Origin of the sequence: Microbacterium sp. LEMMJ01 (genome assembly GCF_002114135.1) — a bacterium.
Classification (GTDB): Bacteria; Actinomycetota; Actinomycetes; order Actinomycetales; family Microbacteriaceae; genus Microbacterium.
The window spans coordinates 50,200-75,984 of the sequence record NZ_NCTV01000015.1; the positions used below are offsets into that span (position 1 = coordinate 50,200).

Sequence of the window (25,785 nt, forward strand, 5' to 3'; positions counted from 1 at the left end):
ACAGGCGGATGCCTCCAGGCTAGTCGCGCTCAGGCGCCCTCCCAGACGCGCGCCACGAACCGCTCCATCCGTCGCCGGGTGCCATCGAGCCGGAAGTCGACCTGTCCCGCCGCCCGGATCTCGTTCGGTGCGAGCGGATGCGCCAGGCGCACGTTCTCGTGGCAGGACAGATCGGCGCAGATGTAGGTGCCGACCGAGTCGCCGCGCTCCCCCGCCTCTCCCGTGCGTCGCGCCGCGAACAGCGCCACCTGGTTGCCCGGCTGCATCGTGTGGCAGATGTTGCACATGCCCGAGCGCCCGCGCCCTGGTTCCGACGCCCGCAGCACCACCCCGACCACACGCCCCTCGTGCGGGATGAGGACGTAGCCGCGCTTGCCGGCACTCGGGTCGCGCCAGGCGAAGAAGTCGAGGTAGTCCCAGTCCACGAGGAGGAAGTCGTGCGGCATCTCCATGACGCGCAGCTCGTCGGCGTCCGCGTTCACGAACGAGGCCCGGACGTCGGCTTCGGTGAGAGGTCGCATCGCACCAGTCTAGGAACTCGGCGCGGAGGTGAGGCCGGGAACGGGAGAAGCCCCCGCGAGCGGGGGCTTCCGTGGTGGCGAGTGAGGGATTCGAACCCCCGAAGTCGAAGACGGCTGATTTACAGTCAGATCCCTTTGGCCACTTGGGTAACTCGCCAGAGCGCACCCGTCCGACTTGAACAGCCAACCGGGGGCACGAAGAACAATCATACCTGCCGGATGCGGGCGCGAGAAATCGAGGCGTCAGCTCCCGTGCACGCCGCGGTCGGCGGCGGCCAGCGACTCCGGCGTGCGCAGCAGCCCGCCCTCGGCGCGGCAGGTCGCGGCGGCCACATCCATCGCGCGCTCGAGCAGGGCGGACCATCCTTCGACCGCCTCCGGGGCACCGTCCACCAGTCCGGCGGCGACGGCGGCGAGCGTCGCGTCCCCCGCGCCCACGGTATCGACCACCCGACCCGGCAGCGCCGAGATGGGGGCCGAGACCGACCCGGCGTCCGCCTCGAGCACGGCGCCGTCCGCTCCGGCCGTCGCCAGCACCGCCGTGACGCCGAGGCCCCGGAGCCGCGCGCGCAGGGTGTCGAGGTCGCCGTCATAGAGCACGTCGGCATCGTCGGCGCCGACCTTCACCAGGTCCGCCCGCGCGGCCAGCCGCTCGAAGCCGCGGACGAACTCCTCGCGGTCGGACAGCATCCCGGTGCGGGGATTCGGGTCGATCGCCAGCCGCGCGCCCTCCACCGCGGCGGCGAGGGCCTCGACCTCGGCCGGGACATCGAAGGGGAAGCAGCTCACCGCGACGATGTCCGCGCCGGCGATGGCAGCCTTCGCCTCGTCGGAGTACCGGACGGTCCGCTCCTGGGCCGCGCGGTTGAAGACGTAGCTCGGCTCGCCGTTCGCGGTCCGGGTCACGACGGCCCGCGACGACCCGTGCGGTGCCGCGCTCGCGATCAGCCGCACGCCGTGATCGGCCAGATACTCGCGGATGTGCGCGCCGGCGACGTCCTCCCCCACCATCGCGATGAGCGTCGTGGGGATTCCGAGCCGGCGCAGCCCCACCGCGACGTTCAGGGCGGCTCCGCCGACGAACTCGCGGACGCCGGCCTCATCCCGGATCTCGTCGATCAGGGCGTCTCCGATGACGACGGCCGCGCCGCCGGGGGAAGTCTCAGTGGTCACTCGCCGACCCTACCGCGCCCGCCCCGGTCACAGCTTCGGAGATGACACCCGACACCCCGATGGATGAGCCCCACCGGCGGCGCGCCGCGCCGGATCTCCGAAGCTGTGCACACCCGACCGCGCCGAGGGACGACGAAGGCCCCGGGGAGAACCCCGGGGCCTTCGTTCACTCACTCACACCTCAGTTGTAGGTACCGGGGGTGATGTCGTCCGTCGAGAACGCGTCGAAGTCGACGTAGCCGAAGTCGCCGTCCGCGTACGCGCCGTCGGATGCGAAGATCCGGTTCGGGTAACGCTCGCTCTTGGCTTCCTCGGTGGCCTCGACCGTGACGTCGCGGTACTTCGAGAGACCGGTTCCGGCGGGGATGAGCTTTCCGATGATGACGTTCTCCTTGAGACCGACCAGCGGGTCGCGCTTGCCCTCCATGGCGGCCTGCGTGAGCACGCGGGTCGTCTCCTGGAAGGACGCAGCGGACAGCCACGACTCGGTCGCGAGCGACGCCTTCGTGATACCCATCAGCTCCGGGCGACCGGACGCGGGGCGCTTGCCCTCGGCCACGGCCTCGCGGTTGATCTGCTGGTAGCGCTTCAGGTCGACCATCTCACCCGGCAGCAGGGTCGTGTCGGCGTGGTCGACGACGGTGACCTTGCGGAGCATCTGGCGGACGATGACCTCGATGTGCTTGTCGTGGATCGGCACACCCTGCGAGCGGTAGACGCCCTGGACACCGCCGACGAGGTACTTCTGCACCTCGCGGGCACCCATGACGCGCATGACCTCCTTGGGGTCGAGCGTGCCGACCTGCAGGGGCTGACCGACCGAGACGTGCTGGCCGTCCTCGACGAGGAGGGTGGCACGCTTCAGCACCGGGTAGACGACGGGCTCGTCGCCGTTGTCGGGCGTGAGGATGACCTTCTTGGCCTTCTCGGTCTCGTCGATCGTGATGCGGCCGTCGGCCTCCGCGATCGGCGATGCACCCTTGGGGGTACGCGCCTCGAACAGCTCCTGCACACGGGGCAGACCCTGCGTGATGTCATCCGCCGACGCCGAACCACCGGTGTGGAAGGTACGCATCGTCAGCTGGGTACCGGGCTCACCGATCGACTGGGCCGCGATGATGCCGACGGCCTCGCCGATGTCGACGGTCTTGCCGGTCGCGAGCGAACGGCCGTAGCACTGCGCGCACACGCCGACGGCGGAGTCGCAGGTCAGGACCGAGCGGACCTTGATGGTCTCGACGCCCGCGGCGACCAGCTTGTCGATGAGCACGTCGCCCACGTCGTCGCCGGCCGCGGCCAGGACCTCGCCCGACGCGTTCACCACGTCGGACGCCAGCGTGCGGGCGAACACCGAGTTCTCGACGTTCGCGTCGCGCACCAGCTCACCCTGCGAGTTCGGAGCGGCGATCGGGAGCTCGAGGCCCTTCGACGTGCCGCAGTCCTCTTCGCGGATGATGACGTCCTGCGAGACGTCCACCAGACGACGGGTCAGGTAACCCGAGTCGGCGGTACGCAGGGCGGTGTCGGCCAGACCCTTACGGGTACCGTGCGTCGCGATGAAGTACTCCGCCACCGACAGACCCTCGCGGTACGAGGAGATGATCGGACGCGGGATGATCTCACCCTTGGGGTTGTTCACCAGACCACGCATACCGGCGATGTTCCGGATCTGCAGCCAGTTACCACGAGCGCCGGAGGACACCATGCGGTTGATGGTGTTGTCCTCCGGGAAGTGCGCCTTCATCGCGGCCTGCACCTCGTCGGTCGCCTCGGTCCAGATCTTGATGAGCTCCTGACGACGCTCGGCGTCGGTCGTGAGGCCCTTCTCGTACTGGGACTGGACCTTCGCGGCCTGCTTCTCGTAGCCCGCGACGATCTCCGCCTTGTTCGGCGGGGTGAGGATGTCGCTCAGCGCGACGGTCACACCCGAACGGGTCGCCCAGTAGAAACCGGCATCCTTGATGCGGTCCAGCGTGGCGGCCGTCTCGACCTTGGGGTACTCCTCGGCCAGCTTGTTGACGATCTGCGACAGCTTGCCCTTGTCGGCCTGCTCGCGGACGAAGGGGTAGCCCTTCGGCAGCGCGTCGTTGAAGATCGCCTGACCCAGCGAAGCGTCGACCAGGCCGTGCTTCTCGTAGCCCTCGGGAGCCTCGCCCTCGAGGAAGGCCAGACCCGGGATGCGGATGCGGACCTTCGCCTGCAGGTCGAGCGTGCCCTCGTCGTACGCGAGCTGTGCCTCGCCGACGGAGCCGAACGCACGACCCTCGCCCTTGGCGCCAGCCTTGACCGTCGTCAGGTGGTGCAGACCGATGATCATGTCCTGCGAGGGCAGGGTGACCGGACGGCCGTCCGACGGCTTCAGGATGTTGTTCGACGCGAGCATGAGCACGCGGGCCTCGGCCTGAGCCTCGACCGACAGCGGCAGGTGGACAGCCATCTGGTCACCGTCGAAGTCGGCGTTGAACGCCGCGCAGACGAGCGGGTGCAGCTGGATGGCCTTGCCCTCGACGAGCTGCGGCTCGAACGCCTGGATGCCGAGACGGTGCAGGGTGGGTGCACGGTTCAGCAGCACCGGACGCTCGCGGATGATCTCCTCGAGCACGTCCCAGACCTCGGGACGGGTGCGCTCGACGGCGCGCTTGGCAGCCTTGATGTTCTGCGAGTGACCGAGGTCGATCAGGCGCTTGATGACGAACGGCTTGAAGAGCTCGAGCGCCATCTGCTTGGGCAGACCGCACTGGTGCAGCTTGAGCTGCGGGCCGACGACGATGACCGAACGGCCCGAGTAGTCGACACGCTTGCCGAGCAGGTTCTGGCGGAAGCGCCCCTGCTTTCCCTTGAGCATGTCGCTCAGGGACTTCAGGGCGCGGTTGCCGGTACCCGTGACGGGGCGACCGCGGCGGCCGTTGTCGAACAGCGCGTCGACGGCCTCCTGCAGCATCCGCTTCTCGTTGTTGACGATGATCTCGGGGGCACCGAGGTCGATCAGGCGACGGAGACGGTTGTTGCGGTTGATCACGCGGCGGTACAGGTCGTTCAGGTCGGAGGTCGCGAAGCGGCCACCGTCGAGCTGGACCATCGGACGCAGCTCCGGCGGGATCACCGGGACGACGTCGAGCACCATCGCGGCCGGGCTCATGCCGGTCTCGAGGAACGAGTTGACGACCTTGAGGCGCTTGATCGCACGGATCTTGCGCTGGCCCTTGCCCTCCGAGATCTGCAGGTGCAGGCTCTCGGCCTCGGCGGCCAGGTCGAACGCGGCCAGGCGACGCTGGATCGCCTCGGCACCCATGTAGGCCTCGAAGTACTGGCCGAAGCGGTCCTGCAGCTCGTGGAAGACGTCGTCCTCCGGGCGCAGGGCACCGACCTCGAGCGTGCGGAAGTCCTCCCACACGCGCTCCAGCTTCAGGATCGCCTCGTCGGCACCCTTGCGGATGAGCGACATCTCCTTCTCGGCGGCGTCCTTGACCTTCTTCTTGGCGTCGGCCTTGGCACCCTCGGCCTCGAGGGCCGCGAGCTCCTCCTCCAGCTTCGCCAGGCGCTCCGCGATCTTCGCGTCGCGGCGGTCGCCGAGCGTCTTCAGCTCGAGACGGATGTTGTTCTCCTGGGTACCCAGGTCGCGGTGACGGGCCTCCTCGTCGACCGAGATGACCATGTACGCGGCGAAGTAGATGACCTTCTCGAGGTCCTTCGGCGCCATGTCCAGCAGGTAGCCGAGGCGCGAGGGCACGCCCTTGAAGTACCAGATGTGGGTGACGGGAGCGGCGAGCTCGATGTGACCCATGCGCTCACGACGGACGGAGCTCTTGGTGACCTCCACGCCGCAGCGCTCGCAGACGATGCCCTTGAAGCGGACGCGCTTGTACTTGCCGCAGGCGCACTCCCAGTCACGGGACGGGCCGAAGATCTGCTCTCCGAAGAGACCGTCCTTCTCCGGCTTGAGGGTGCGGTAGTTGATGGTTTCGGGCTTCTTGACCTCGCCGTAGGACCACGCGCGGATGTGGTCTGCGGTCGCCAGGCCGATGCGAAGCTCATCGAAGGTTGTGGACTCGAGCACTAGTTCTCCTGTGTCGGAAATTCTTTTTGAGAAGTCTGCTTCGGTGGGCCCGGGACGTGTGTCCCGGGCCTACCGAAGGATTAGATCTCGTCGATCGAGGCGGCCTCGAAGCGGCTGGAGATGTTGATACCGAGTTCCTCTGCGGCGCGGAACGCCTCGTCGTCGGTGTCGCGGAGGTTGACCAGCGTGCCGTCGGCCGAGAGGACCTCGACGTTCAGGCAGAGCGACTGCATCTCCTTCATGAGCACCTTGAACGACTCGGGGATGCCGGGCTCCTGGATGTTCTCGCCCTTGACGATGGCCTCGTACACCTTGACGCGGCCGAGGATGTCGTCGGACTTGATCGTGAGGAGCTCCTGGAGGGCGTACGCCGCACCGTAGGCCTCGAGGGCCCACACCTCCATCTCACCGAAGCGCTGTCCACCGAACTGCGCCTTACCACCGAGCGGCTGCTGGGTGATCATCGAGTACGGACCGGTGGAGCGGGCGTGGATCTTGTCGTCCACCAGGTGGTGGAGCTTCAGGATGTACATGTAGCCCACGGAGATCGGCGCCGGGAACGGCTCGCCGGAGCGGCCGTCGAACAGCTGCGTCTTGCCGCTCGAGTCGATCAGGCGCAGGCCGTCACGGGTCGGGAGCGTCGAGTCGAGCAGACCGGAGATCTCCTCCTCGCTGGCACCGTCGAACACCGGGGTGGCGACCTTGGTGCCGGGCGCGGCCTCGAACGCCTGCTGCGGCAGCTTGGCGGCCCACTCCGGGGTGCCCTCGACCTTCCAGCCCTGCTTCGCGATCCACCCGAGGTGGGTCTCGAGGACCTGGCCGAAGTTCATTCGACCCGGGATGCCGAGCGGGTTGAGGACGATGTCCACCGGAGTGCCGTCCGCGAGGAACGGCATGTCCTCGACGGGCAGGATCTTCGCGATGACACCCTTGTTGCCGTGGCGGCCGGCGAGCTTGTCGCCCTCGGTGATCTTGCGCTTCTGGGCGATGTAGACCACGACGCGGCGGTTGACGCCGGAGCCGAGCTCGTCGTCGCCGTCCTCGGCGTTGAACTCCTTGACCGCGATGATCGTGCCCTGCTCACCGTGGGGCACCTTCAGCGACGTGTCGCGGACCTCGCGGCTCTTCTCGTTGAAGATCGCGCGGAGCAGACGCTCCTCGGCCGACAGCTCGGTCTCACCCTTCGGCGTGACCTTGCCGACGAGGATGTCGCCGGGGCGGACCTCGGCGCCGATGCGGATGATGCCGCGCTCGTCGAGGTCCTTCAGCAGCTCCGGGCTGACGTTGGGGAGGTCACGGGTGATCTCCTCCTTGCCGAGCTTGGTGTCGCGGGCGTCGACCTCGTACTCCTCGATGTGGATCGACGAGAGGGTGTCGTCCTTCACCAGGTCCTGGCTCAGGATGATCGCGTCCTCGAAGTTGTAGCCCTCCCACGTCATGAACGCGACGAGGAGGTTCTTCCCGAGGGCCAGCTCGCCGTTCTCGGTGGCGGGGCCATCGGCGATGACCTCTCCGACCTCGACGCGCTCACCGGCCGAGACGACGACCTTCTGGTTGTAGGAGGTGCCCTGGTTCGAGCGGTCGAACTTGCGCAGGTGGTACTCCTGCGTGCCGCCCTCGTCGAGCATGACGACGACGCGGTCCGCGGAGACCTCGGAGACGACACCGGCCTTCTCGGCGGTGATCACGTCACCGGCGTCGATGGCCGTGTAGCCCTCCATACCGGTTCCGACGAGCGGCGAGTCGCTGCGGAGTAGTGGCACGGCCTGACGCTGCATGTTGGCGCCCATGAGCGCGCGCTGCGCGTCGTCGTGCTCGAGGAAGGGCACGAGCGAGGTCGCGACCGACACCATCTGGCGCGGGGAGACGTCGATGTAGCCGATCTCCTCCGGGAGGAACAGGTCGACCTCACCGCTGCCGCCCTTGGGGCGCGCGAGCACGTGGCTCTCGCGGAAGCGACCCTTCGCATCGAGCGGCGCGTTGGCCTGCGCGATGTTGAAGTCGACCTCCTCGGAGGCGGTCAGGTAGTCGATCTGGTCGGTCACGACACCGTCGACGACCTTGCGGTACGGCGTCTCGATGAAGCCGAACGAGTTGATGCGCGCGAAGGTCGCGAGCGCACCGATCAGACCGATGTTCGGGCCTTCCGGCGTCTCGATCGGGCACATGCGGCCGTAGTGCGAGGGGTGGACGTCGCGGACCTCGACGCCGGCGCGGTCACGGCTCAGACCACCGGGGCCGAGAGCCGACAGACGGCGCTTGTTGGTCAGACCCGCGAGCGGGTTGTTCTGGTCCATGAACTGCGACAGCTGCGAGGTTCCGAAGAACTCCTTGATCGCGGCGACGACGGGGCGCACGTTGATCAGGGTCTGCGGCGTGATGGCCTCGATGTCCTGCGTGGTCATGCGCTCGCGGACGACGCGCTCCATGCGGGACAGACCCGTGCGGACCTGGTTCTGGATCAGCTCGCCGACCGCGCGGATGCGACGGTTGCCGAAGTTGTCGATGTCGTCGGTCGCGAGGCGGATCTCGGTCTTCTTGCCGCCGCGGATGCCCTCGAAGGTCTCCTCGGTGCCCGCGTGCAGACGCACGAGGTACTTGATCGTGGCGACGATGTCCTGCACCGTCAGCACCGACTCCGTCAGCGGGGTGTCGAGACCCAGCTTGTGGTTGATCTTGTACCGGCCGACCTTGGCGAGGTCGTAGCGCTTCGGGTTGAAGTAGAAGTTGTCGAGCAGCGCGCGGGCGGCCTCGGCGGCCACCTGCTCGCCCGGACGCAGCTTGCGGTAGATGTCGCGCAGCGCGTCTTCCTTGGTGACGATCGTGTCCTTCGCGAGCGTCTCCTCGATGGAGGTGTAGCCGGCGAACTCCTCGAGGATCTCCTCGCTGGTCATGCCCAGCGCCTTGAGGAAGACCGTCACGGACTGCTTGCGCTTGCGGTCGACGCGGACGCCGACCTGGTCGCGCTTGTCGATCTCGAACTCGAGCCAGGCACCGCGGCTCGGGATGACGCGCGCCGAGACGATGTCCTTGTCACTCGTCTTGTCGGGGGTCTTGTCGAAGTAGACACCCGGCGAGCGCACGAGCTGCGAGACGACGACGCGCTCGGAGCCGTTGATGATGAACGTGCCCTTGTCGGTCTGGAGCGGGAAGTCGCCCATGAAGACCGTCTGGGTCTTGATCTCACCCGTGAGGTGGTTCATGAACTCGGCCTCGACGTAGAGCGGGGCCGCGTAGGTCTTGCCACGCTCCTTGCACTCCTCGATGGAGTACTTCTCGGGCTCGAGGTACGGGTTCGTGAACGACAGCTGCATCGTCTCGCCGAGGTCCTCGATCGGGGAGATCTCCTCGAAGATCTCCCCCAGACCGCTGTTCTCGTTCACGTCGGTGCGACCGGCGGCCTTGGCCTCGGCCACGCGCGCCTTCCAGGCGTCGTTGCCGACCAGCCAACCGAAGGACTCGGTCTGCAGGGCGAGAAGGTCGGGGACCGTCAGCGTGTCGGAGATCTTGGCGAACGAGAGACGGGAAGCTCCGCGTCCGTTCTTGGTGGTGGTGGATGTGGATGCGTTGGGAGCAGCAGCCAAGGGAATAACCTCCGTGAGCCCCGCAGGGCTTCTCGATTCCTTTGTCGTCAGGTGGAGTGCGCTCAGAAGCTCACGAGATGCCGACCACCATATGAGGGCAGGGAGAAGCGAGCGCAACTACCAACTATAGACGCGATCTCGCGACATGGCAAGCGCAATCCTTGACCAATCTTCGATGCTGCGGTAATGGGACCGCCGAGACCCCGCCTGCGCGCCGAAACCCCGCCCTAGCCGCGGAGGCAGGGCGGGGTTTCGACACGAAACCGGGGTCTCGGGTCAGGAGGCGATGTTGAGCTCGTTGCCGGGGATCGAGGCGAGGAGGCGGCGCGTGTAGGGGTCGCGGGGATTCGTGAAGATCTCCTCCGACGACGCGGCCTCCACGAGCTTCCCGTCCTTCATCACGCACACGTAGTCGCTGATGAGCCGCACCACCGCGAGGTCGTGCGAGATGAACAGGTAGCTCAGGCCGTACTCGCGCTGGAGGTCGCCCAGCAGCCGCAGGATCTGGTCCTGCACGAGCACGTCCAGCGCCGACACGGGCTCGTCGCACACGATGAGGTCCGGCGAGAGGGCCAGGGCCCGCGCGATCGCCACGCGCTGACGCTGCCCGCCGGAGAGCTCGGACGGGTAGCGCCGCAGCATCGACTGCGGCAGCGCCACATCGTCCAGGAGCTGTCGCACGCGCTTGCGCCGGTCCGCCCCGCTCCCCCGCTTGTAGAACTCCAGGGGCTCCGCGATCAGGCGCTCGATCGTGAACATGGGGTTCAGGCTGGAGTAGGGATCCTGGAAGATCGGCTGCACCCGCTGCCGGAAGTCCTTCGTCTCCGCACGGCTGAGCGTCGAGATGTCCTTGCCCTCATAGCGGATGAGGCCGCTCGTCGGCTCGATGACCTTGAGCAGCATGCGCGCGGTCGTGGTCTTGCCCGATCCGGACTCCCCCACGATCGCGACGGTCTCCCCGCGCGGGATCGCGAGCGAGACGTCGTCGACGGCGACGAAGTCCTCGTGCTTGCCGCGCACGGGGTACACCTTCGTGAGGTTCTCGATCTCGACGATGTTGCCCTTCGACGAGCTCAGGGACCCGCCCTTCGACGAGCTCAGGGACCCAGACTCACTATGGGTCGCTGAGCCTGTCGAAGCGCCCTCCTGGGTCGCTGAGCCCGTCGAAGCGTCCCGGACGAAGGCCTCAGGACGAAGCCGGGCCACCGCCACCGACGGCGCCGCCTTCACGAGCGACTGGGTGTACGGGTGCTGCGGGTCCTCGAGGATCCGCCGCGCCGGCCCTTGCTCGACGACCTTGCCGCGGTGCATCACGATCACGCGCTCGGCCCGCTCCGCGGCGAGCCCGAGGTCGTGCGTGATGAGGAGCACGGCGGTGCCCAGCTCCCTCGTCATCTCGCCGATCTGGTCGAGGATGGTCTGCTGCACCGTCACGTCCAGGGCACTGGTGGGCTCGTCCGCGATGAGCAGCCGCGGCTTGCACGCCAGCCCGATCGCGATGAGGGCCCGCTGCCGCATGCCGCCGGAGAACTCGTGCGGGTACTGCTTGGCCCGACGCTCCGGATCGGGAAGACCGGCCGCGGTCAGCGCCTCGACGACCTTGGACTGCACGTTCTGCCGGGTGGCGAGGCCGTGGGCGAGCAGCGTCTCGGCGACCTGGGTGCCGATCTTCGCAACCGGATTGAGGTTCGACATGGGGTCCTGCGGCACGAGCCCGATGTCCCGTCCGCGGATCGATCGCAGCTCGTTCTCGGAGGCACGGGAGATGTCGCGTCCGTCGAGCTTGATGCTGCCGGCGGCCACCTTCCCCCCGCCCGCGAGCAGCCCGATGATCGCCATCGCGGTGGTCGACTTGCCGGAACCGGACTCGCCGACGATCGCCACGGTCTCCCCCGGACGGATCTCGAGGTCGACGCCCTCCACGGCGTGCACGACGCCGTCCATGGTGGCGAAGTCCACCGCCAGGCCCTCGACCGACAGCAGGGGCTGGTCCGCCATGCCGTTCTCCTTCGCGGCGCGCACGGCGCCCTCGTCGCGGATGTTCATCGTGCCCTCGTCCTCGGGTCCATGGCCTCGCGCAGCGCCTCACCGAGCAGGGTGAAGCCGAGCGCGGTGACGGCGATGCAGATGCCGGGGAGGAACGCCAGCCACGGGGCGATCGCCAGCTCCGCCTGCGCGTACGTGAGCATGCGACCCCACTCGGCCGTCGCGGGGCCGCCGCCGCCGAGACCGAGGAACGACAGCGCCGCCGCATCGATCACGGCGGTCGCGAGGGTCAGGGTGCCCTGCACGATCACGGGCCCGATCGCGTTCGGGAGGACGTGCGACATCGTGATCCGGCCGCGGCCGAGGCCGAGCGTCTGCGCCGAGAGCACGTAGTCACTGGAGCGCTGCTGGAGCATGGACGCCCGCAGCAGGCGCGCGAAGATCGGCACCTGGGAGGCCCCGATGGCGATCATCACGGCGTACGGCGTCTGTCCGAGGATCGCGGCGATCGACACCGCCAGCAGGAGGTTCGGCACCGAGAGGATGATGTCGACGACGCGCATGATGACGGTGTCGACCCAGCCTCCGAACGTGCCGGCGAGGAGTCCGAGGATCATGCCGCCGACGAGACCCATCGCAGTGGAGACGACGCCGATCAGCAGCGACGCCTGAGCGCCCCAGATGAGCTTGGACAGCACGTCGCCGCCGAACCGGTCCAGACCGAGGGGGAACTGCGGCAGCTCCCCCGGGCCGGGGATGTGCGTGGGCGTGATCTCCTTCGCCCCGGGGAGCGCGGTCTCGGGGTACGGAGCGAGGACCGGCGCGAGCACCGCGACGAGGAGGAAGAGGAGCACGATGACGGCGCCGATCCACGCCGTCGGATTGCGGCGGAGCCGGCGGAACACGTCGCGCCAGAACCCGCCGCCGCTCTCCTTGAGGTCGGCCTGGGCGATGGCGACGGTGTCGATGCTGCCGCCGCTCTCGGCGGACGGCCCCTGTGCGGGTGGGAGGGCGATGCTCATGCGAGCGCCTCCTTTCGGATGAGGGAGGAGGACATCACTGCACCCTCACTCTCGGATCGATGAGGCTGTACGACACGTCCACGGCCAGGTTGATGAGGGCGTAGGCGATCGCGATGAAGATGATGAACCCCTGCAGCACCGGGAAGTCGCGCGTGAAGATGGCGCGCGCGAGGAACGATCCGATGCCGGGGAAGGCGAACACGGTCTCGGTGAGCACCGCCCCCGAGATGAGGAGTCCGGTCTGCAGGCCGATCGTCGTGATGACGGGGAGCATGGCGTTGCGGAGGATGAACCGGCTGCGCAGCGTGCCGGAGCCCACGCCCTTCGCCCGCCCCGTCCGCACGTAGTCGGCGTTCTGCACCTCCAGCACGCTCGCCCTGGTGATGCGGACGATGATCGCGAGCGGGATGGTGCCGAGCGCGAGCGCCGGGAGGATCAGATGGAGGATCGCATCCCACGCGGCGTCGAACTCCCCCGTGATGATGCCGTCCCAGACGTAGAAGCCGGTGGGATGGGTGGCATCGATCCGGGGGTCCTGCCGGCCGTCCGAGGGGAGCCACCCCAGCTGCACGGCGAAGACGTACTTGAGGATGAAGGCCAGGAAGAAGACCGGGATCGTGATCCCGATGAGGCTCAGCACGACCGACGCGTGGTCGGTGAACTTGCCGTGGCGGCGGGCCGCCCAGTACCCGAGCGGGATGCCGACGCCCACCGCGAAGATGAGCGCCGCGACGCTCAGCTCGATCGTCGCGGGGAAGCGGCGGAGGAACTCCTCCGTGACCGGCCGGTTGGTCTGGATGGACGTGCCGAAGTCGCCCTGCAGCAGGCGCGTGACCCAGATGAAGTACTGCTCGATGAGGGGCTTGTTGAAGCCGTAGAGCTCGTTGACCCTGGCGATGGCCTCGGGGGTGGCCTTCTCGCCGAGGAGGGCGACCGCGGGGCCGCCGGGGAGGGCCCTGACCCAGGCGAACAGCAGGATGCTGAGCCCGAACAGGGTGGGGATGAGGAACAGCAGTCGCCTGCCGATGGTGCGCAGCACAGAGTTCTCCGTCGATCAGAAGGTACGCCGTGCCCCGGTCCCGCGAGGCGGAACCGGGGCTCGGCATATCAAATGGTCAGGCCTACTTCGTGAGGACGATGTCCGTGAAGACCTCGTCGTTCACCGGGCTGGCGGGGTAGCTCTCGACGCGCGGGTCGAAGGCGAGCGTCGGCGCCGGGTGGGCGAGCGGGACGCCCGGGATGAACTCCGCGACCATCTCGTTGATGTCCTCGTAGAGCGCCGTCTGGTCGTCGAGGTTGGAGACCCCGCGCGCCTCGGTCAGCGCCTGGAAGAGCTCCGGGTTGTCGAAGCCCCACTCCGAGCTCTGCTGGCCGAAGAACACACCGACGAAGTTGTCCGTGTCGTTGTAGTCGCCGGTCCAGCCGAGCAGGTGGATGCCGTGGTCGGAAGTGCCGGTGGTGCGGTCGAGGTACTCGACCCACTCCTCGGAGACCGGAGTGGTCTCCACGCCGACCTCCGAGAGCTGCGAGGACAGGACGGTGTAGATCTGCTCGGGGTCCGGCATGTACGGACGCGAGACGTTGACCGGGTAGTTGAAGTCCAGCGACAGCGGGTTCGCCTCGTCGTAGCCGGCCTCCGCGAGCAGCTCCTTGGCCTTCTCCGGGTCGTAGTCGTAGGTCGTGACCTCGTCGTTGTAGCCGTTGACCACCGGCGGGACGAACTGCGTCGCCTTCTCGGTGCCCTCCGGGAGGACCTGGCTGATCAGGGCGTCCTTGTCGATCGCGTAGGACAGCGCCTCGCGCACCTTCGGGTCCTGCAGCTCCGGGATCGCCTGGTTGAAGGCGAGGTAGAGGATCGTGAACGGGGGACGCGACACCATGGTGAAGTCGTCCTCCTCCAGCGCCTTCGTGTCGGCGGGGCCCACGAGGTCGTAGCCGTCGATGGAGCCCGACTCGAGCGCCTGGCGACGCGCCGTCGGGTCGTCGATGGTGCGGAAGATGATCTCGTCGATCTGTCCGGCCTCGCCCCAGTAGTCGTCGTAGGCCTTGAGCGTGACCTGCTCGCCCGGCGCCCACTCCTCGAACTGGTAGGGGCCCGTGCCGACCGGGTGGCCCATGGCGTACTCGGACAGCTGCGGCGCCTCGGCGGTGCCGCCGACCTCGTCCGCGCCGAACTCCTGCATCGCCGAGGGGCTCTGCATGCCGAAGGCCGGGAGCGACAGCGAGGCGATGAAGCCGGCGAACGGCTTGTTCAGCTCGATCGTGACGGAGTTCTCGCCGTCGGGCGTGCAGGACTTGTAGACCGCGTCCTCCGGGTTGGAGGCGTAGCCCTTGAAGAGCTTGTTGTAGTAGTACCCGAAGGCCTCGGAGGCGGCGAGACCGGTCCAGTTGTACCAGCGGTCGAAGTTGGCGCAGACGGCCTCGGCGTTGAACGGCGTGCCGTCCTGGAAGGTCACGCCCTCCTTCAGCGCGAAGGTGTGGGACATGCCGTCCTCGGACGACTCCCACGACTCCGCCAGCAGCGGCGCCGGGTCGGCCGTGCCGGGCTCCGTGCCCACCAGACCCTCGAAGATCTGGCGGGAGACGCGGAAGGTCTCGCCGTCCTGCGCGAACGCCGGGTCGAGGCTCGCGGGGTCCGACGAGGCGGCGAAGACGAAGGTGCCGTCGACGTCACCCGATCCTTCCGACCCGTTGTCCCCGCGCTCGCTGGCGACGCATCCGGCGAGTGCGAGAGCGGCGATGGTCGCTCCGGTGACGGCGGCGAGTCCTCGCCGAGGCATGGCTGACTGGTGCATGTGTGTATGACCTTCCCTGTCGGGCGCTTCCTTGCGCGTCTCCGGGCATCGTCGCCGCGGAGACGGTGATTCCTCGAAGGTACCCAGCGGTCCGGCCGATGCCAAGAGTCCGAGGTTGCGATCCGGTATCGACGCGGCACCGCCCTCGATCCGGTAATGTCCAGAACGTGCCGGACACCACTCCCCGCGTCGTGTGCCTGGGCGAGGGCCTGGTCGCCCTCGTCGCCGCCACCGCCGGACCGCTCGAGACCTGCCGCACGTTCCACCGCTCCCTCGCCGGGGCCGAATGGAACACCGCCATCGCGCTGTCCTCCGCGGGCATCCGTACCGCGGTCGTGTCCCGTGTCGGTGACGACGGCTTCGGACGCTTCCTCACCGCCGAGCTCCGTGCGCACGGCGTCGACGATCAGGCCGTGGAGATCGACCCGATCGCACCGACGGGCCTCTACGTCAAGGAGCTCTCCCCGCGGGCGGACGGCGCCGTGGAAGGGACGATGCACTACTACCGCGCCGGGTCGGCCGCGGCGGCGCTGTCGCCGGCCTCGCTGGAGTCGCCCGTGGCGGTGGACCTGCTCGCCGCGGCGGCCCTCGTGCACACCTCCGGCATCACGCCCGCGCTCTCGCCCACCACACGCGCCGCCCAGGAGGCTCTGGTCGCGGCGCCGCGACCGGGCCGTCTCGTCAGCTTCGATCTGAACTGGCGCCCCGCGCTGTGGCGGGGCCGCGAGGACGAGGGACGCGCCGTCCTCACCGATCTCGCCCACCGCGCCGACGTCCTGTTCTGCACCCGCCCCGACGCCGAGGCCGTGTTCGGCACGAGCGCACCGGACGAGCTGCGGGCGCTGTTCCCCGAGCCGCGCTACCTGGTCGTGACCGACCCCGCCGGCGCCGTGGCGTTCGACGGCGCGGACCGGGTGGGCAGCGAGGCTCTCGATGCACCGGTCGTGGAGACGATTGGCGCGGGCGACGCGTTCGCCGCCGGCTTCCTCGCCGGCGTCCTCACCGGCCTGACGCTGCACGGGAGCCTGGCCCGCGCCCACCGCATCGCGACGCGCGCGATCGCCAGCACGCGCGACCACGTCGACTGAGCAGGCGGCGGCTCAGTCCGCGGGGTGCCCGCGCCGTGGCGGGACCGCGTCGTGCGTGCGCTGCAGGGACACCGCGACGTGCTCGCCCCGATGCTGCACGATGCGCACGAACAGCACGTCGATGAGCGCGAGCTGCGCGATCCGGCTCGACATGGCGGCCATCCGGAACGGCGATTCCTGGGCCTGGCTGAGGAGCACGACGTCGGCGAGGGCCGCGAGCGGGGAGTCGGCCGCGCTCGTCACGGCCACCGCAAGAGCGCCCGCGGCCCGGGCGACCTCCAGGGCACGGACCGTCTCGGCCGTCTCGCCGCCGTGCGAGAAGGCGATCGCCACATCCGCGGAGGACCGCAGTGCGGCCGCGGTGACGGCGAGATGCGGATCGGCCGAGTGGGTCACGGAGCAGCCGATCCGGGAGAGCTTGAGCTGCAGGTCCTGGGCCGTCAGCGACGATGCCGCCTGCCCGAACAGGTCGATGTGCCGCGCCACGACCACCGCCCGCGCGACCCGGTCGAGGGCGTCCGCATCGAGAGCCCGGGCCGTCTTCTCGATCGCGTCGATCTCCTGGGCCGCGAGCTTCGCGGCGATCGCGGCCGGGCCGTCGTCGCGGTCGATCGCCGTGGAGTCGAGTCCGAACCGGGCCTGCTGCGCCTGGGCCAAGGTGACCGCCCGCGCGACGGCGACCCTCAGCTCCCGGTAGCCGCTGTAGCCCAGCGACTGCGCGAAGCGGGCGACGGTCGACAGCGAGGTCTGGCAGAGCTGCGCGAGATCGTTGATCGCGAGGTCCACCACGAGGGTGGGGTCGCCGAGGATCCTCTCGGCGACGCGTCCCTCCGCCGCGCTGAGCTTGGGGAGGGAGCGCCGCACCACGGCCAGAACGTCGTCGTCCATGCGCTGATCCCGTCTCAACCGGCGGCGGTCGTCCTCTGTCGCGGCCGGAAGCGGCCGAGCAGCGCGTCCCGCGCGGTCTGGGCGCCGAGCCGGCTGGCGGCGCCGACCTCGACGGTGGGCAGCGGCAGCGGCTCCTGCACGGGCAGGCCGACGTTCACCACGACCGCATCCGGGTCCCGGAGCGCGGTCCGCTCGATCAGCGCCCGCTGCGCCGGCTCCGCATCCGGTCGATCCACGAGGACGACCGTCGTGCCGGTCGCCGCGGCGACCTCGTCGATCACGGCGTCCTGCTCGGCCACGGGCCGTGCAGCCACGTCGAGCCGCACGCGGATGCCGTCTCCCGCGAGCGCCTCCGCGACGTACGAGGCGGCGCTGTCCACCGCGAGCGTCGAGCGACGTCGCGCATCGATCACCGCCAGGGCCTCCGCGGCCTCGGGGGCATCGCCGGAGAGCGACACGGACCGACGGACGATCTCGGCGGCGTCGAACGCCGCGGCCTCCTCGTCCGAGGTCGCGCTCGCGCGCAGCCGGGTCGCGAGGGCCGACACCCGCGCGGCGGCCTCCTCGACGCGCTCGCGGGAGAGCGAGCCGTCCCGCAGCGCGGCGACGATCCCGTCGCGGGCGGCGAGGAAGTCGCGCCGGTCCTGGTCGGGAAGAGCGGCCTCGCCGGGGTTGGTGGGGTTGCCGATGCACAGCAGGTCGGCGCCGGCGGCCAGAGCGAGGGCGGCGCCCCCGCCGAGTCCGACGGTCTCGCGGATCGCGGCCATGTCCAGCGCGTCGGTGATGATGACGCCCTGGAAGCCCCACTCCCGCAGCATGCCGAGCACGCGCGGGTTGAGGGTGGCCGGCTGCGCGCCCCACGCGGGGACGACGATGTGCGCGGTCATGATCGCGTCCACCCCCGCCTCCACGGCGGCGCGGAACGGCTCGAGGTGCACGCGCTCGTACTCGGCCACGTCGAGCGCGATCTCGGGCAGCGCGTGGTGGGAGTCGAGGTGGGTGTCGCCGTGACCGGGGAAGTGCTTGACGCACGCGGCCGCCCCGCCGTCCTGGATGCCGTCGACCGTGGCGACGACGTGACGCGTCACCAGCGCCTCATCGGACCCGAACGAGCGCACGCCGATGACGGGGTTGCGCGGGTCGGTGTTGACGTCGGCGACCGGACCGAGCACGACGTTCGCACCGACGGCGCGCACGCGGCGGGCGAGTTCCGCCCCGGTCCGCTCCGATGCGACGACGTCGTCGAGGGTGCCGAGCTGCGCGGCACCGGGGAGGGTGGAGCCGCTCCCGGACTCCAGGCGCGTGACGCTGCCGCCCTCCTCGTCGACGCCGATCAGGGCGTCCGGGTTCGCGTCCAGGATCTGCGCGCTCAGCGCGGGCAGTCCCTCGCCGACGTTCTGGCCGAAGTACACGACACCGGCCAGGCCGTCGCGCAGCTCCTCCACGAGCCAGGCGGGGGCCGTGGTGCCGAGGAATCCGGGCCAGAGCACGCCGTTCGCGAGGCGCTCGAGCTCGTCGGTCATCCCTTCACCGCCCCCGCGACCATGCCGGCGGAGAGCCGGCGCTGCACGATGACGAAGAAGATCATGACGGGCACGGTGATGATCGTCGAGGCGGCCATGATGCTGCCCCAGTCGTTGGAGTACAGGCCGAAGAACGACTTGAGGCCGATCGAGACCGTGTACTGGTCGGTCTGCGCGCCGAGGATCGTCATGGCGAAGATGAACTCGTTCCACGCCGTGATGAAGCTGAAGATGCTCGTGGCGACGAGACCGGGCATCACGAGCGGCAGCAGGATGGAGCGGAACATCCGCCACCAGCTCGCGCCGTCGATGTAGGCGGCCTCTTCGAGCTCGACCGGGACGGCCGCGACGAAGCCGCGCAGCATCCAGATGCCGAACGCGAGCGACAGCGCCACGTAGACGACCATCAGGCCGATGATGCTGTTGAGCAGACCGAGGCTCTTCACCTGGAGGAACAGCGGGATGACCAGCGCCTCGAGCGGCACCATCTGCACCACGAGGATCATCATCAGCACCGTGGTGCGGAACTTGAAGCGGAAGCGCGCGACGGCGACCGCCGCGAGCAGGCAGACGATGGCGCTGACGAGCACCGTGACGAGGGCCACGATCGCCGAGTTGCGCAGGTACGTGCCGAAGCCGCCCTCCGTGAGCACGAAGGCGAAGTTGTCCCACGTGAACTCCTGCGGGAGGAGCGACTGCCCACCGCTGGAGGCCTTGGCGTCGAACGCACTGGAGACCATCCAGTAGACGGGGAACAGCGTGAAGACGAGGACGGCGGCGACGCCGATGCCGAGTCCGATCCGCGACCGGAGCCTGGGGCGGGGGTTCACAGCTCGTCCTCCTTCATGAGGGAGCGGATGTAGACGATCGTGATGCCGATCAGGACGAGGGTCAGCAGCACCGCGAGCGCGGCACCGAATCCGTACCGGTTCTGACCGAACGACTCCACGTACGACCACACGCCGAGGTTGAGCACCTGACGGTTGCCGCCGCTGCCGCCGGGCATGAGGTACACCTGCGCGAAGACCTTGAAGTCCCAGATCGTCGACAGGATGATGACGACGGAGAAGACGGGCTTGAGCGTCGGGAAGATGATCTTCCAGAAGCGGCGCCACGCGCCGGCCCCGTCGAGCGCCGCCGCCTCGAGCATCTCCTTCGAGACGCCCAGGAGCCCGGCGAGCACGGTGATGGCCACGAACGGGAAGCCGTGGTGGACGACGTTCAGCAGCACGATCGCGTAGAACGACCACTGGTTGGTGAACCAGTTGACCTGGCCGTCGATGAGGCCGAGGTCCTGCAGGACGCTGTTGAAGATGCCGCGGTCGGCATCGAAGATGAAGGTCCAGACGTACGTGCCGGTCACGGCGGGCATCGCCCACGCGACCATGATGCAGCTGGAGACGATGGTGCGCCACACGGTACCCAGGCGCGCCAGCAGCAGCGCCACGAGGGTTCCGAGTGCGACGGTGGTGAACACCGCGACGGCGGCGAAGCCGACCGTGTTGGGGAGCACCACCGTCCACAGGGTCGGATTGGTGAGCGCCTCGGCGTAGTTGGCCAGCCCGATCCAGTTGCTCTCACCGGTGTTGATCTCGCGCAGACCGTAGTCCTGCAGCGAGTAGAGGAACACCTGCACGAGCGGCCAGAGCATGAGCCCCGCGAGGATGATCAGCCCGGGGGCGAGGAGGAGCCAGGGGCGGGCCGTGACGATCGAGAGACCGCGACGCTTCCGGCCGCCGGCCACGGAGGCGGAGGAGGGCTCCGCCTTCGTGGCCGGCAGTGGCGCTTGCACCATCGACATGGAAGGAATGGTTCCTTACTGGTTGAGCAGTTCGGTCATCTCGGCGGCGGCGTCCTTCGTCGCGGTCGCGACGTCCTTCTGCCCGCTGAGGATGGCCTGGATCATGGCGTTGGTGGTCTTCTTCGCCTGCACGGCGCCGAAGTTCGGCGTGACCGGGACGGACGCGCCGCCGTCGACCATCTGCTCGGCGAACGGAGCGACGAGCGGGTCGGTCGAGGCGAGGGCCTCCTCCATCGCGGACTGGACGCCCGGGAAGTAGCCGGTCTCGTCGGACCACTGCTCGGCGAACTCACCGGTGGTCATGAGCTTGACGAACTCCCACGCGAGGTCGGCGTTCTTCGTGGTGTTGAACACCGACAGGTGCGAGCCGCCGAGCACGGACGGAGCGATGCCGCCGTCCTGGCCGGGGATCACGGCCGCGCCGATCTTGCCCTCGAGCTCGGGGTTGGCCTCGATGAGCGCGTTCGGCGTCCACGAGCCGGAGAGCATCATCGCGACGTTGCCCTGCGTGAAGGCGTCCCGGAGGTCGGTCTCCTTCCACGTGGTCGCACCGGCCGACGAGAAGCCGTGCTCGGTGGCCAGGCCCGTGTAGAACTCGATGCCGGCCTGCGACTCGGCGCTGTCGAGCTCGCTGGTCCAGGTGTCGCCGTCCTTCGTGGCGATCTCGCCGCCGGCGCCCCAGACCCAGGGGTAGACCTGGAACTCGGCGTCACCCGCGACGGGGAAGGGCAGCATGTCGGGCTTGGCGGCCTTGATGGCCTCACCGGCGGCGACGATGTCGTCCCAGGTCTTCGGAGCCTCGAGACCGAGCTCCTCGAAGACGTCGGTGCGGTAGACGATGGAGCGGACACCGGCGTACCACGGCATGCCGTAGAGCTCGTCCTCGTAGGTGCCCGCGACCGCGAGGCCCTCGACGAGGTCGTCACGCAGGCCGTCCTCGGCGTCGACGTACTCGTCGAGCGGGAGGAGCGCGCCGGCGTCGGCGAACTCCGCGGTCCAGGTGGTGCCGGTCTCGGCGATGTCCGGGGTTGTGCCGCCGGCGATCGAGGTGACGAAGCGGTCGTGGGCGTCGGCCCACTGGATCTCCTCGATGGTGACCTTCGCGCCGGTCTCCTCCTCGAAGGCGTCCGACACCTTGTCGTAGAAGGCGGTCGCGTCGGGGTTGGTCCCCTTCATGATCCAGACCGTCAGCTCCTGGCCCTCGCCATTGGTCGAGCCGTTGTCGCCGCTGCCGCCGGCGCAGCCGGCCAGAGCGATCGTGGCAGCGGCGCCGAGCGCCACCGCCGGAAGAATGCGCTTGTGCATGGGGGGATCTCCTCTTTGAAAGTCCAGGTGTGCATCGGGTGCGTACCGGGGATAGGAAAAAGTATTCACGACTAACTAATTCCCTGCAAGTTCCTCCCAGAATCGTCATACCCCCGTAACATCAGGCCTCCGGGGTAGGCTCCCCGCATGCCCCGCCGTGGATCAGACGCCGACCGCTCTCCGCTCCCCCGGCACGCACCGCCGTCGACGCGCGGCCGGACCTCCCGGGTCCTGCGGGGCCTCGGGATCGGGCTCGCCGTCGTCCTCGTCTCCACCGCGGCGGTCGCGGGATTCCTCGTGTGGGACGTGTTCAACCGGGTGGGCGACGGCGCCGTCACCCTGGAGGGCGCCCCGCAGGTCGACCCGCCCACGCTCGGCGCGTATCCCGACGACAAGGCCTTCAGCATCCTCATCGTGGGGACGGACGAGTGCGGCCCGAAGGCGACCGCGCTCTTCGACGAACGCTGCGCCGAAGCCGACGGCCGGAGCCGCAACGACGTCAACCTCCTCGTGCACGTCTCGGCGGCGCCCCGGAACGTGACCGTCGTCTCCCTCCCCCGCGACCTCGGCGTCCCCGTACCCGAGTGCACCCGCGAGGACGGCTCCGTCGCGTCCGCCATGGAGAAGGCGTCGATGAACGCGCTGTTCGAGCACGCCGGCCTCTCCTGCATCGCGAAGACCGTGAGCGAACTGGGCGACATCCCGGTGGAGTTCGCCGCCAAGATCAGCTTCGACGGTGTCATGGCCGTCACCGACGCGATCGGCGGCGTCGAGGTCTGCATCGCCGGCGACGGCATCCGCGATCGTCACACCGGCATCGACTGGCCGGCGGGCCTGCGGACGGTCTCGGGCGTGGAGGCCCTCCAGTTCATCCGCACCCGGCACGGCGTGGGGGACGAGAGCGACCTCGCGCGCATCTCCAACCAACAGCAGTACATGTCACGGCTGGCCAAGAAGGTGCTCAGCGAGGACACTCTGACCGACATCCCCAAGGTGCTGCGACTGACGAACGCCATCGCCGACAACATCGATCCCAGCGACGAGCTCGCCGACCCGCTGCGCCTGGCCCAGCTCGCACTCGCCCTCAAGGATGTGAACTTCAGCGACTTCGTGTTCGTGCAGTACCCGAACATCGCCGATCCGTTCGACGACGACAAGGTCGTGCCGGACGAGGAGGCCGCGGCCGCGCTGTGGGACGCGGCGCGGGCCGGACAGCCGCTCCAGCTCACCGGCGACGTGACGACGCACCGCGGCGTGGAGCTGGTCACCCCCGCGCCCACGGCGCCGGAGACGCCGGAGACGGAATCCACTCCCGAGGCGAGCGCCACGCCGGACGCGCGCGCGACGCTCCCGCCGGAGGTGTCGGGGCAGACCCTCGAGCAGGAGACCTGCGCGGTGGGCAACCAGCGCTGACCACCGCGGCCGCGGCGTAGGCTCGACGGCATGGGACGGACGCGATCACGGGACGCCGAGCACCCGCAGACCCGCCTCGACCACGGCGGCCTCGCCCGCATCGTCCCGTCGGAGTTCACGAGCGGCTACGAGCTCGTCGTGGACGACACCCCCCAATCGCACGTCGACCTCGACGACCCCACGCACCTGCACTTCGAGTACATCGTGCGGATGGGGGCGGTGATCGACCAGCTGCACCCCGGGCCGCTCACCGCGGTGCACCTCGGCGCCGGGGCCCTCACCATCCCCCGCTACATCGACGCGACCCGCCCCGGGTCACGCCAGCAGGTCATCGAACTGGAGGCCCCGCTGGTGCAGCTCGTCCGCGAGCACCTCCCCCTGCCGAAGGGGGCGGCCATCCGGTTGCGCATCGGCGATGCGAGGGAGGGGGTCCGGAAGCTTCCGGCGGCCCTGCACGGCGCGTGCGACCTCGTCGTCTCGGATGTGTACTCGGGCGCGCAGACACCCGCCCACCTCACGAGCGTCGAGTTCTACCGGGAGCTCGCCGCGCTGCTCGCCCCCGGCGGCGTCCTGCTCGTCAACGTCGCCGACGGTCCCGGTCTCGCGTTCGCCCGCCGACAGGCCGCGACCATCGCCGAGGTGCTCCCGGAGATCGGGATCCTCGCCGACACCCAGGTGCTCAAGGGCCGCCGGTTCGGCAACCTCGTGGTCGCGGCGTCCGCCGCTCCTCTCCCGACGGAGTGGCTGCCCCGGATGCTCGCCGCGGGTCCGCATCCCGCGAAGATCGCCCAGGGGGACGAGGCCCGCGCCTTCCTCCAGGGCGCCCGGATCGTCACGGACGCCGACGCCGTCGCGTCCCCGCGACCCGATGCCTCGCTGTTCCTGCGCTGATCGGGCGCGCCGCCCCGAGGAGCGCGGAAGCGGCAGGCAGACTGGACGGGGACAGGTGCGGGGACGCGCGGAAGGAGAGCAATGAGTTTGATCCGGGGATACGACCGGGAGAGCCTCCGCGAACAGGTCGATCTCGACGAGTGCGCGGCACGCCTGGCCGAGATCGAGGAGCAGCGCAGCCTTCCCGCCCTGCTGGAGCGGGTCTGGCTGCTGAAGGTGCTGGGACGCCTCGACGACGCCCTCGCGCTCGCCGACGAAGCCGTGCGGCAGGCCCGGATGGCCGGTACCCGCAAGGACGTGCTCCGCGCCCGGGTGCTGCACGCGACGATCCTGCAGTACCGGGGCGCATACGCCGCCGCCGAGCAGGAGCTGGCCACGTGCGCCGCGGAGGCGGAGGGGCAGCGCTGGCTGTCGATCGCCGCTTTCGCCTATCAGCACCACGGCAAGAACGCCTACGACGCCGAGGACTACGAGACCGCGCGGGAGAGCTTCAAGCAGTCGCTGTTCCTGCGGCGCGAGTCCGGCGCGGAGGACCGGGAGCTGGAGACCGTGCTCCTCGCCATCGAGGCCGTGGAGCGCCGTCGTCCGGCGCAGCTCGTCGCCGGCTGACGTCGTTGCGCCCGAGTGTCCGCGGCATGCCTTAGCCTGAGCGCATGGCGGAACTTGACCGCGTGCGCGTCTGGGGCGAGGCACTGATCCGGTTGCATCTCGACGACAGCTGGTCGTTCGACTTCGACCATGCCAAGCGTCGCGCCGGCCAGTGCGACTACACGCGCAAGCGCATCACCGTGTCGCGGTATCTCGCCGCCCGCTTCGAGGACGACGAGATCCACCAGGTGCTCCTGCACGAGGTGGCCCACGCCCTCGCCGGACACCAGGCCGCCCATGGCCCCACCTGGAAGCGCGTGGCGCGCGACCTGGGCTATGTCGGCGGCACGACGCACCGCGGGGAGACCGCCGTCGAGCTCGCTCCGTGGGTCGGCCGCTGCCCGGCCGGTCACGTCACGTATCGACACCGCCGCCCGAGCCGGGCCACGTCCTGCGCCCGCTGCTCCCGCACGTTCGATGCCCAGCACCTCTTCGCCTGGACGCGTCGCGAGATCACGACCGACGCCCGCCTCGCCGCGCAGGCCCCGCGCTGAGGGCCGAGGGAGCGGGGTCGCCTGCTCAGACGGCTGAACCGCCGGAGCGCGGCTGCTCTTCGGACACGGAGGCGTCCTCCTCGGCCGGCGCGGCGTCCTCCTCAGCAGGCGCGGCGTCCTCCTCCGCGTCCGAGGGTGCCTGACCGGCGGCCGCGTCTCGATGTGCCGCGGGTTCGGTCGACGGGGTCAGCCCGGACTCCGTCTCGGTCCCGGCTGCGGTCTCGCGGTGGCTGCGGCGTCGACGAACGAGCGCGGTGAGACCACGCCAGCCGAGCAGGAACACGCCGAGCACGAGCGTCGCCACGATGACGAAGGGCACCTCCGCGGTGTCTCCGCTGAGCAGGCGCAGCAGCATGCCGACGACGACCGTCACCACCCACACCACCGCGCCCCACGGCAGCGACCACGGCCGCCGCGGCCGTGCGGGGAGCAGCAGCGCAGCGGCGTGCCCCACCAGCAGGGCCACGAGGAACGGCCACGCCGTGAGGAGGAACCCTGCCGGGTCCTCCTGGTGGGAGGCGCGACCGATGGCGGCGAAGACGAGGACGAGGACGGCGTCGACGAGGAGAGCGGGGAGGAACCTCATTCCTCGACCC

General features: G+C 69.4%; 19 protein-coding genes and 1 tRNA gene. 5 read left to right on the forward strand and 15 right to left on the reverse strand.

The features are described from left to right. Window positions 1–29: 29 nt before the first annotated feature. From B7W94_RS01290 to B7W94_RS01330, 9 genes are all read right to left on the reverse strand, one after another. Window positions 30–521: an FBP domain-containing protein gene (locus tag B7W94_RS01290; protein ID WP_025104408.1), complete on the reverse strand. Its 492-nt coding sequence runs from the start codon at window positions 519–521 to the stop codon at window positions 30–32. A gap of 72 nt (window positions 522–593) precedes the next feature. After that, window positions 594–678 (reverse strand) — tRNA-Tyr (locus tag B7W94_RS01295). Window positions 679–764: 86 nt separating this feature from the next. Then, window positions 765–1,694 (reverse strand): PfkB family carbohydrate kinase, encoded by a 930-nt coding sequence (locus tag B7W94_RS01300; protein ID WP_085603758.1) that lies wholly within the window; start codon window positions 1,692–1,694, stop codon window positions 765–767. 181 nt (window positions 1,695–1,875) lie between these two features. Next, window positions 1,876–5,751: a DNA-directed RNA polymerase subunit beta' gene (gene rpoC, locus B7W94_RS01305; RefSeq protein ID WP_025104410.1), complete on the reverse strand. Its 3,876-nt coding sequence runs from the start codon at window positions 5,749–5,751 to the stop codon at window positions 1,876–1,878. Window positions 5,752–5,831: 80 nt separating this feature from the next. Further along, the gene (gene rpoB, locus B7W94_RS01310; protein WP_025104411.1) at window positions 5,832–9,335 is read right to left on the reverse strand and encodes a DNA-directed RNA polymerase subunit beta; all 3,504 of its coding nucleotides are present in this window, start codon (window positions 9,333–9,335) and stop codon (window positions 5,832–5,834) included. Window positions 9,336–9,611: 276 nt separating this feature from the next. Then, on the reverse strand, window positions 9,612–11,381 hold the full coding sequence (locus B7W94_RS01315; protein WP_085603760.1) for an ABC transporter ATP-binding protein: 1,770 nt from the start codon (window positions 11,379–11,381) through the stop codon (window positions 9,612–9,614). Then, window positions 11,378–12,343, reverse strand: coding sequence for an ABC transporter permease (locus tag B7W94_RS01320; protein WP_025104413.1), 966 nt, complete (start codon window positions 12,341–12,343; stop codon window positions 11,378–11,380). The genes B7W94_RS01315 and B7W94_RS01320 overlap by 4 nt, the downstream gene beginning before the upstream one ends. Before the next feature lie 34 nt (window positions 12,344–12,377). Further along, window positions 12,378–13,382 (reverse strand): ABC transporter permease, encoded by a 1,005-nt coding sequence (locus tag B7W94_RS01325; RefSeq protein ID WP_025104414.1) that lies wholly within the window; start codon window positions 13,380–13,382, stop codon window positions 12,378–12,380. Between the two features lie 82 nt (window positions 13,383–13,464). Then, entirely contained in the window at window positions 13,465–15,138 is a 1,674-nt protein-coding gene (locus B7W94_RS01330; RefSeq protein WP_025104415.1) for an ABC transporter substrate-binding protein, read from the reverse strand. A gap of 167 nt (window positions 15,139–15,305) precedes the next feature. Between B7W94_RS01330 and B7W94_RS01335 the strand changes: the two genes are divergently transcribed. Continuing rightward, a complete protein-coding gene (locus B7W94_RS01335; RefSeq protein WP_085603763.1) occupies window positions 15,306–16,226 on the forward strand; it encodes a sugar kinase in 921 nt (306 codons plus the stop codon). 12 nt (window positions 16,227–16,238) lie between these two features. On the opposite strand, the gene B7W94_RS01340 is transcribed toward B7W94_RS01335, so the two are convergent. The 5 genes from B7W94_RS01340 to B7W94_RS01360 are packed head-to-tail and all read right to left on the reverse strand — an operon-like array spanning window position 16,239 to window position 21,743. Next, window positions 16,239–17,114: a MurR/RpiR family transcriptional regulator gene (locus B7W94_RS01340; protein WP_025104417.1), complete on the reverse strand. Its 876-nt coding sequence runs from the start codon at window positions 17,112–17,114 to the stop codon at window positions 16,239–16,241. A 14-nt stretch (window positions 17,115–17,128) separates the two neighbouring features. Further along, window positions 17,129–18,637, reverse strand: a complete 1,509-nt coding sequence (locus tag B7W94_RS01345; RefSeq protein WP_085603766.1) for a glycoside hydrolase family 3 protein — start codon at window positions 18,635–18,637, stop codon at window positions 17,129–17,131. After that, a complete protein-coding gene (locus tag B7W94_RS01350; protein WP_025104419.1) occupies window positions 18,634–19,467 on the reverse strand; it encodes a carbohydrate ABC transporter permease in 834 nt (277 codons plus the stop codon). Before B7W94_RS01350 ends, B7W94_RS01345 begins: the two co-directional genes overlap by 4 nt. After that, on the reverse strand, window positions 19,464–20,438 hold the full coding sequence (locus B7W94_RS01355; protein ID WP_025104420.1) for a carbohydrate ABC transporter permease: 975 nt from the start codon (window positions 20,436–20,438) through the stop codon (window positions 19,464–19,466). Before B7W94_RS01355 ends, B7W94_RS01350 begins: the two co-directional genes overlap by 4 nt. Before the next feature lie 15 nt (window positions 20,439–20,453). Beyond that, the gene (locus B7W94_RS01360; RefSeq protein WP_025104421.1) at window positions 20,454–21,743 is read right to left on the reverse strand and encodes a sugar ABC transporter substrate-binding protein; all 1,290 of its coding nucleotides are present in this window, start codon (window positions 21,741–21,743) and stop codon (window positions 20,454–20,456) included. 147 nt (window positions 21,744–21,890) lie between these two features. Between B7W94_RS01360 and B7W94_RS01365 the strand changes: the two genes are divergently transcribed. The 4 genes from B7W94_RS01365 to B7W94_RS01380 all read left to right on the forward strand — a co-directional run bounded on the left by B7W94_RS01365 (window position 21,891) and on the right by B7W94_RS01380 (window position 25,189). After that, window positions 21,891–23,156 (forward strand): LCP family protein, encoded by a 1,266-nt coding sequence (locus tag B7W94_RS01365; RefSeq protein WP_085603768.1) that lies wholly within the window; start codon window positions 21,891–21,893, stop codon window positions 23,154–23,156. A gap of 30 nt (window positions 23,157–23,186) precedes the next feature. Next, a complete protein-coding gene (locus B7W94_RS01370) occupies window positions 23,187–24,047 on the forward strand; it encodes a spermidine synthase (protein WP_085603771.1) in 861 nt (286 codons plus the stop codon). Between the two features lie 81 nt (window positions 24,048–24,128). Beyond that, on the forward strand, window positions 24,129–24,656 hold the full coding sequence (locus tag B7W94_RS01375) for a hypothetical protein (RefSeq protein ID WP_025104424.1): 528 nt from the start codon (window positions 24,129–24,131) through the stop codon (window positions 24,654–24,656). Window positions 24,657–24,700: 44 nt separating this feature from the next. Further along, window positions 24,701–25,189, forward strand: coding sequence for a SprT-like domain-containing protein (locus B7W94_RS01380; protein WP_060922339.1), 489 nt, complete (start codon window positions 24,701–24,703; stop codon window positions 25,187–25,189). Window positions 25,190–25,214: 25 nt separating this feature from the next. On the opposite strand, the gene B7W94_RS18525 is transcribed toward B7W94_RS01380, so the two are convergent. Beyond that, window positions 25,215–25,775 (reverse strand): DUF3054 domain-containing protein, encoded by a 561-nt coding sequence (locus B7W94_RS18525; RefSeq protein WP_085603774.1) that lies wholly within the window; start codon window positions 25,773–25,775, stop codon window positions 25,215–25,217. Window positions 25,776–25,785: the final 10 nt, after the last annotated feature.

Bases quoted from the DNA above. Each gene is read 5' to 3' on its own strand.
- B7W94_RS01320 (WP_025104413.1), bottom strand. From the start codon at position 12,343: ATGAGCATCGCCCTCCCACCCGCACAGGGGCCGTCCGCCGAGAGCGGC.
- B7W94_RS01290 (WP_025104408.1), bottom strand. From the start codon at position 521: ATGCGACCTCTCACCGAAGCCGACGTCCGGGCCTCGTTCGTGAACGCG.
- B7W94_RS01365 (WP_085603768.1), top strand. From the start codon at position 21,891: ATGCCCCGCCGTGGATCAGACGCCGACCGCTCTCCGCTCCCCCGGCAC.
- B7W94_RS01380 (WP_060922339.1), top strand. From the start codon at position 24,701: ATGGCGGAACTTGACCGCGTGCGCGTCTGGGGCGAGGCACTGATCCGG.
- B7W94_RS18525 (WP_085603774.1), bottom strand. From the start codon at position 25,775: ATGAGGTTCCTCCCCGCTCTCCTCGTCGACGCCGTCCTCGTCCTCGTC.
- B7W94_RS01370 (WP_085603771.1), top strand. From the start codon at position 23,187: ATGGGACGGACGCGATCACGGGACGCCGAGCACCCGCAGACCCGCCTC.
- B7W94_RS01345 (WP_085603766.1), bottom strand. From the start codon at position 18,637: ATGACCGACGAGCTCGAGCGCCTCGCGAACGGCGTGCTCTGGCCCGGA.
- B7W94_RS01340 (WP_025104417.1), bottom strand. From the start codon at position 17,114: ATGGACGACGACGTTCTGGCCGTGGTGCGGCGCTCCCTCCCCAAGCTC.
- B7W94_RS01355 (WP_025104420.1), bottom strand. From the start codon at position 20,438: ATGTCGATGGTGCAAGCGCCACTGCCGGCCACGAAGGCGGAGCCCTCC.
- B7W94_RS01375 (WP_025104424.1), top strand. From the start codon at position 24,129: ATGAGTTTGATCCGGGGATACGACCGGGAGAGCCTCCGCGAACAGGTC.
- B7W94_RS01315 (WP_085603760.1), bottom strand. From the start codon at position 11,381: ATGAACATCCGCGACGAGGGCGCCGTGCGCGCCGCGAAGGAGAACGGC.
- B7W94_RS01330 (WP_025104415.1), bottom strand. From the start codon at position 15,138: ATGCACCAGTCAGCCATGCCTCGGCGAGGACTCGCCGCCGTCACCGGA.
- B7W94_RS01360 (WP_025104421.1), bottom strand. From the start codon at position 21,743: ATGCACAAGCGCATTCTTCCGGCGGTGGCGCTCGGCGCCGCTGCCACG.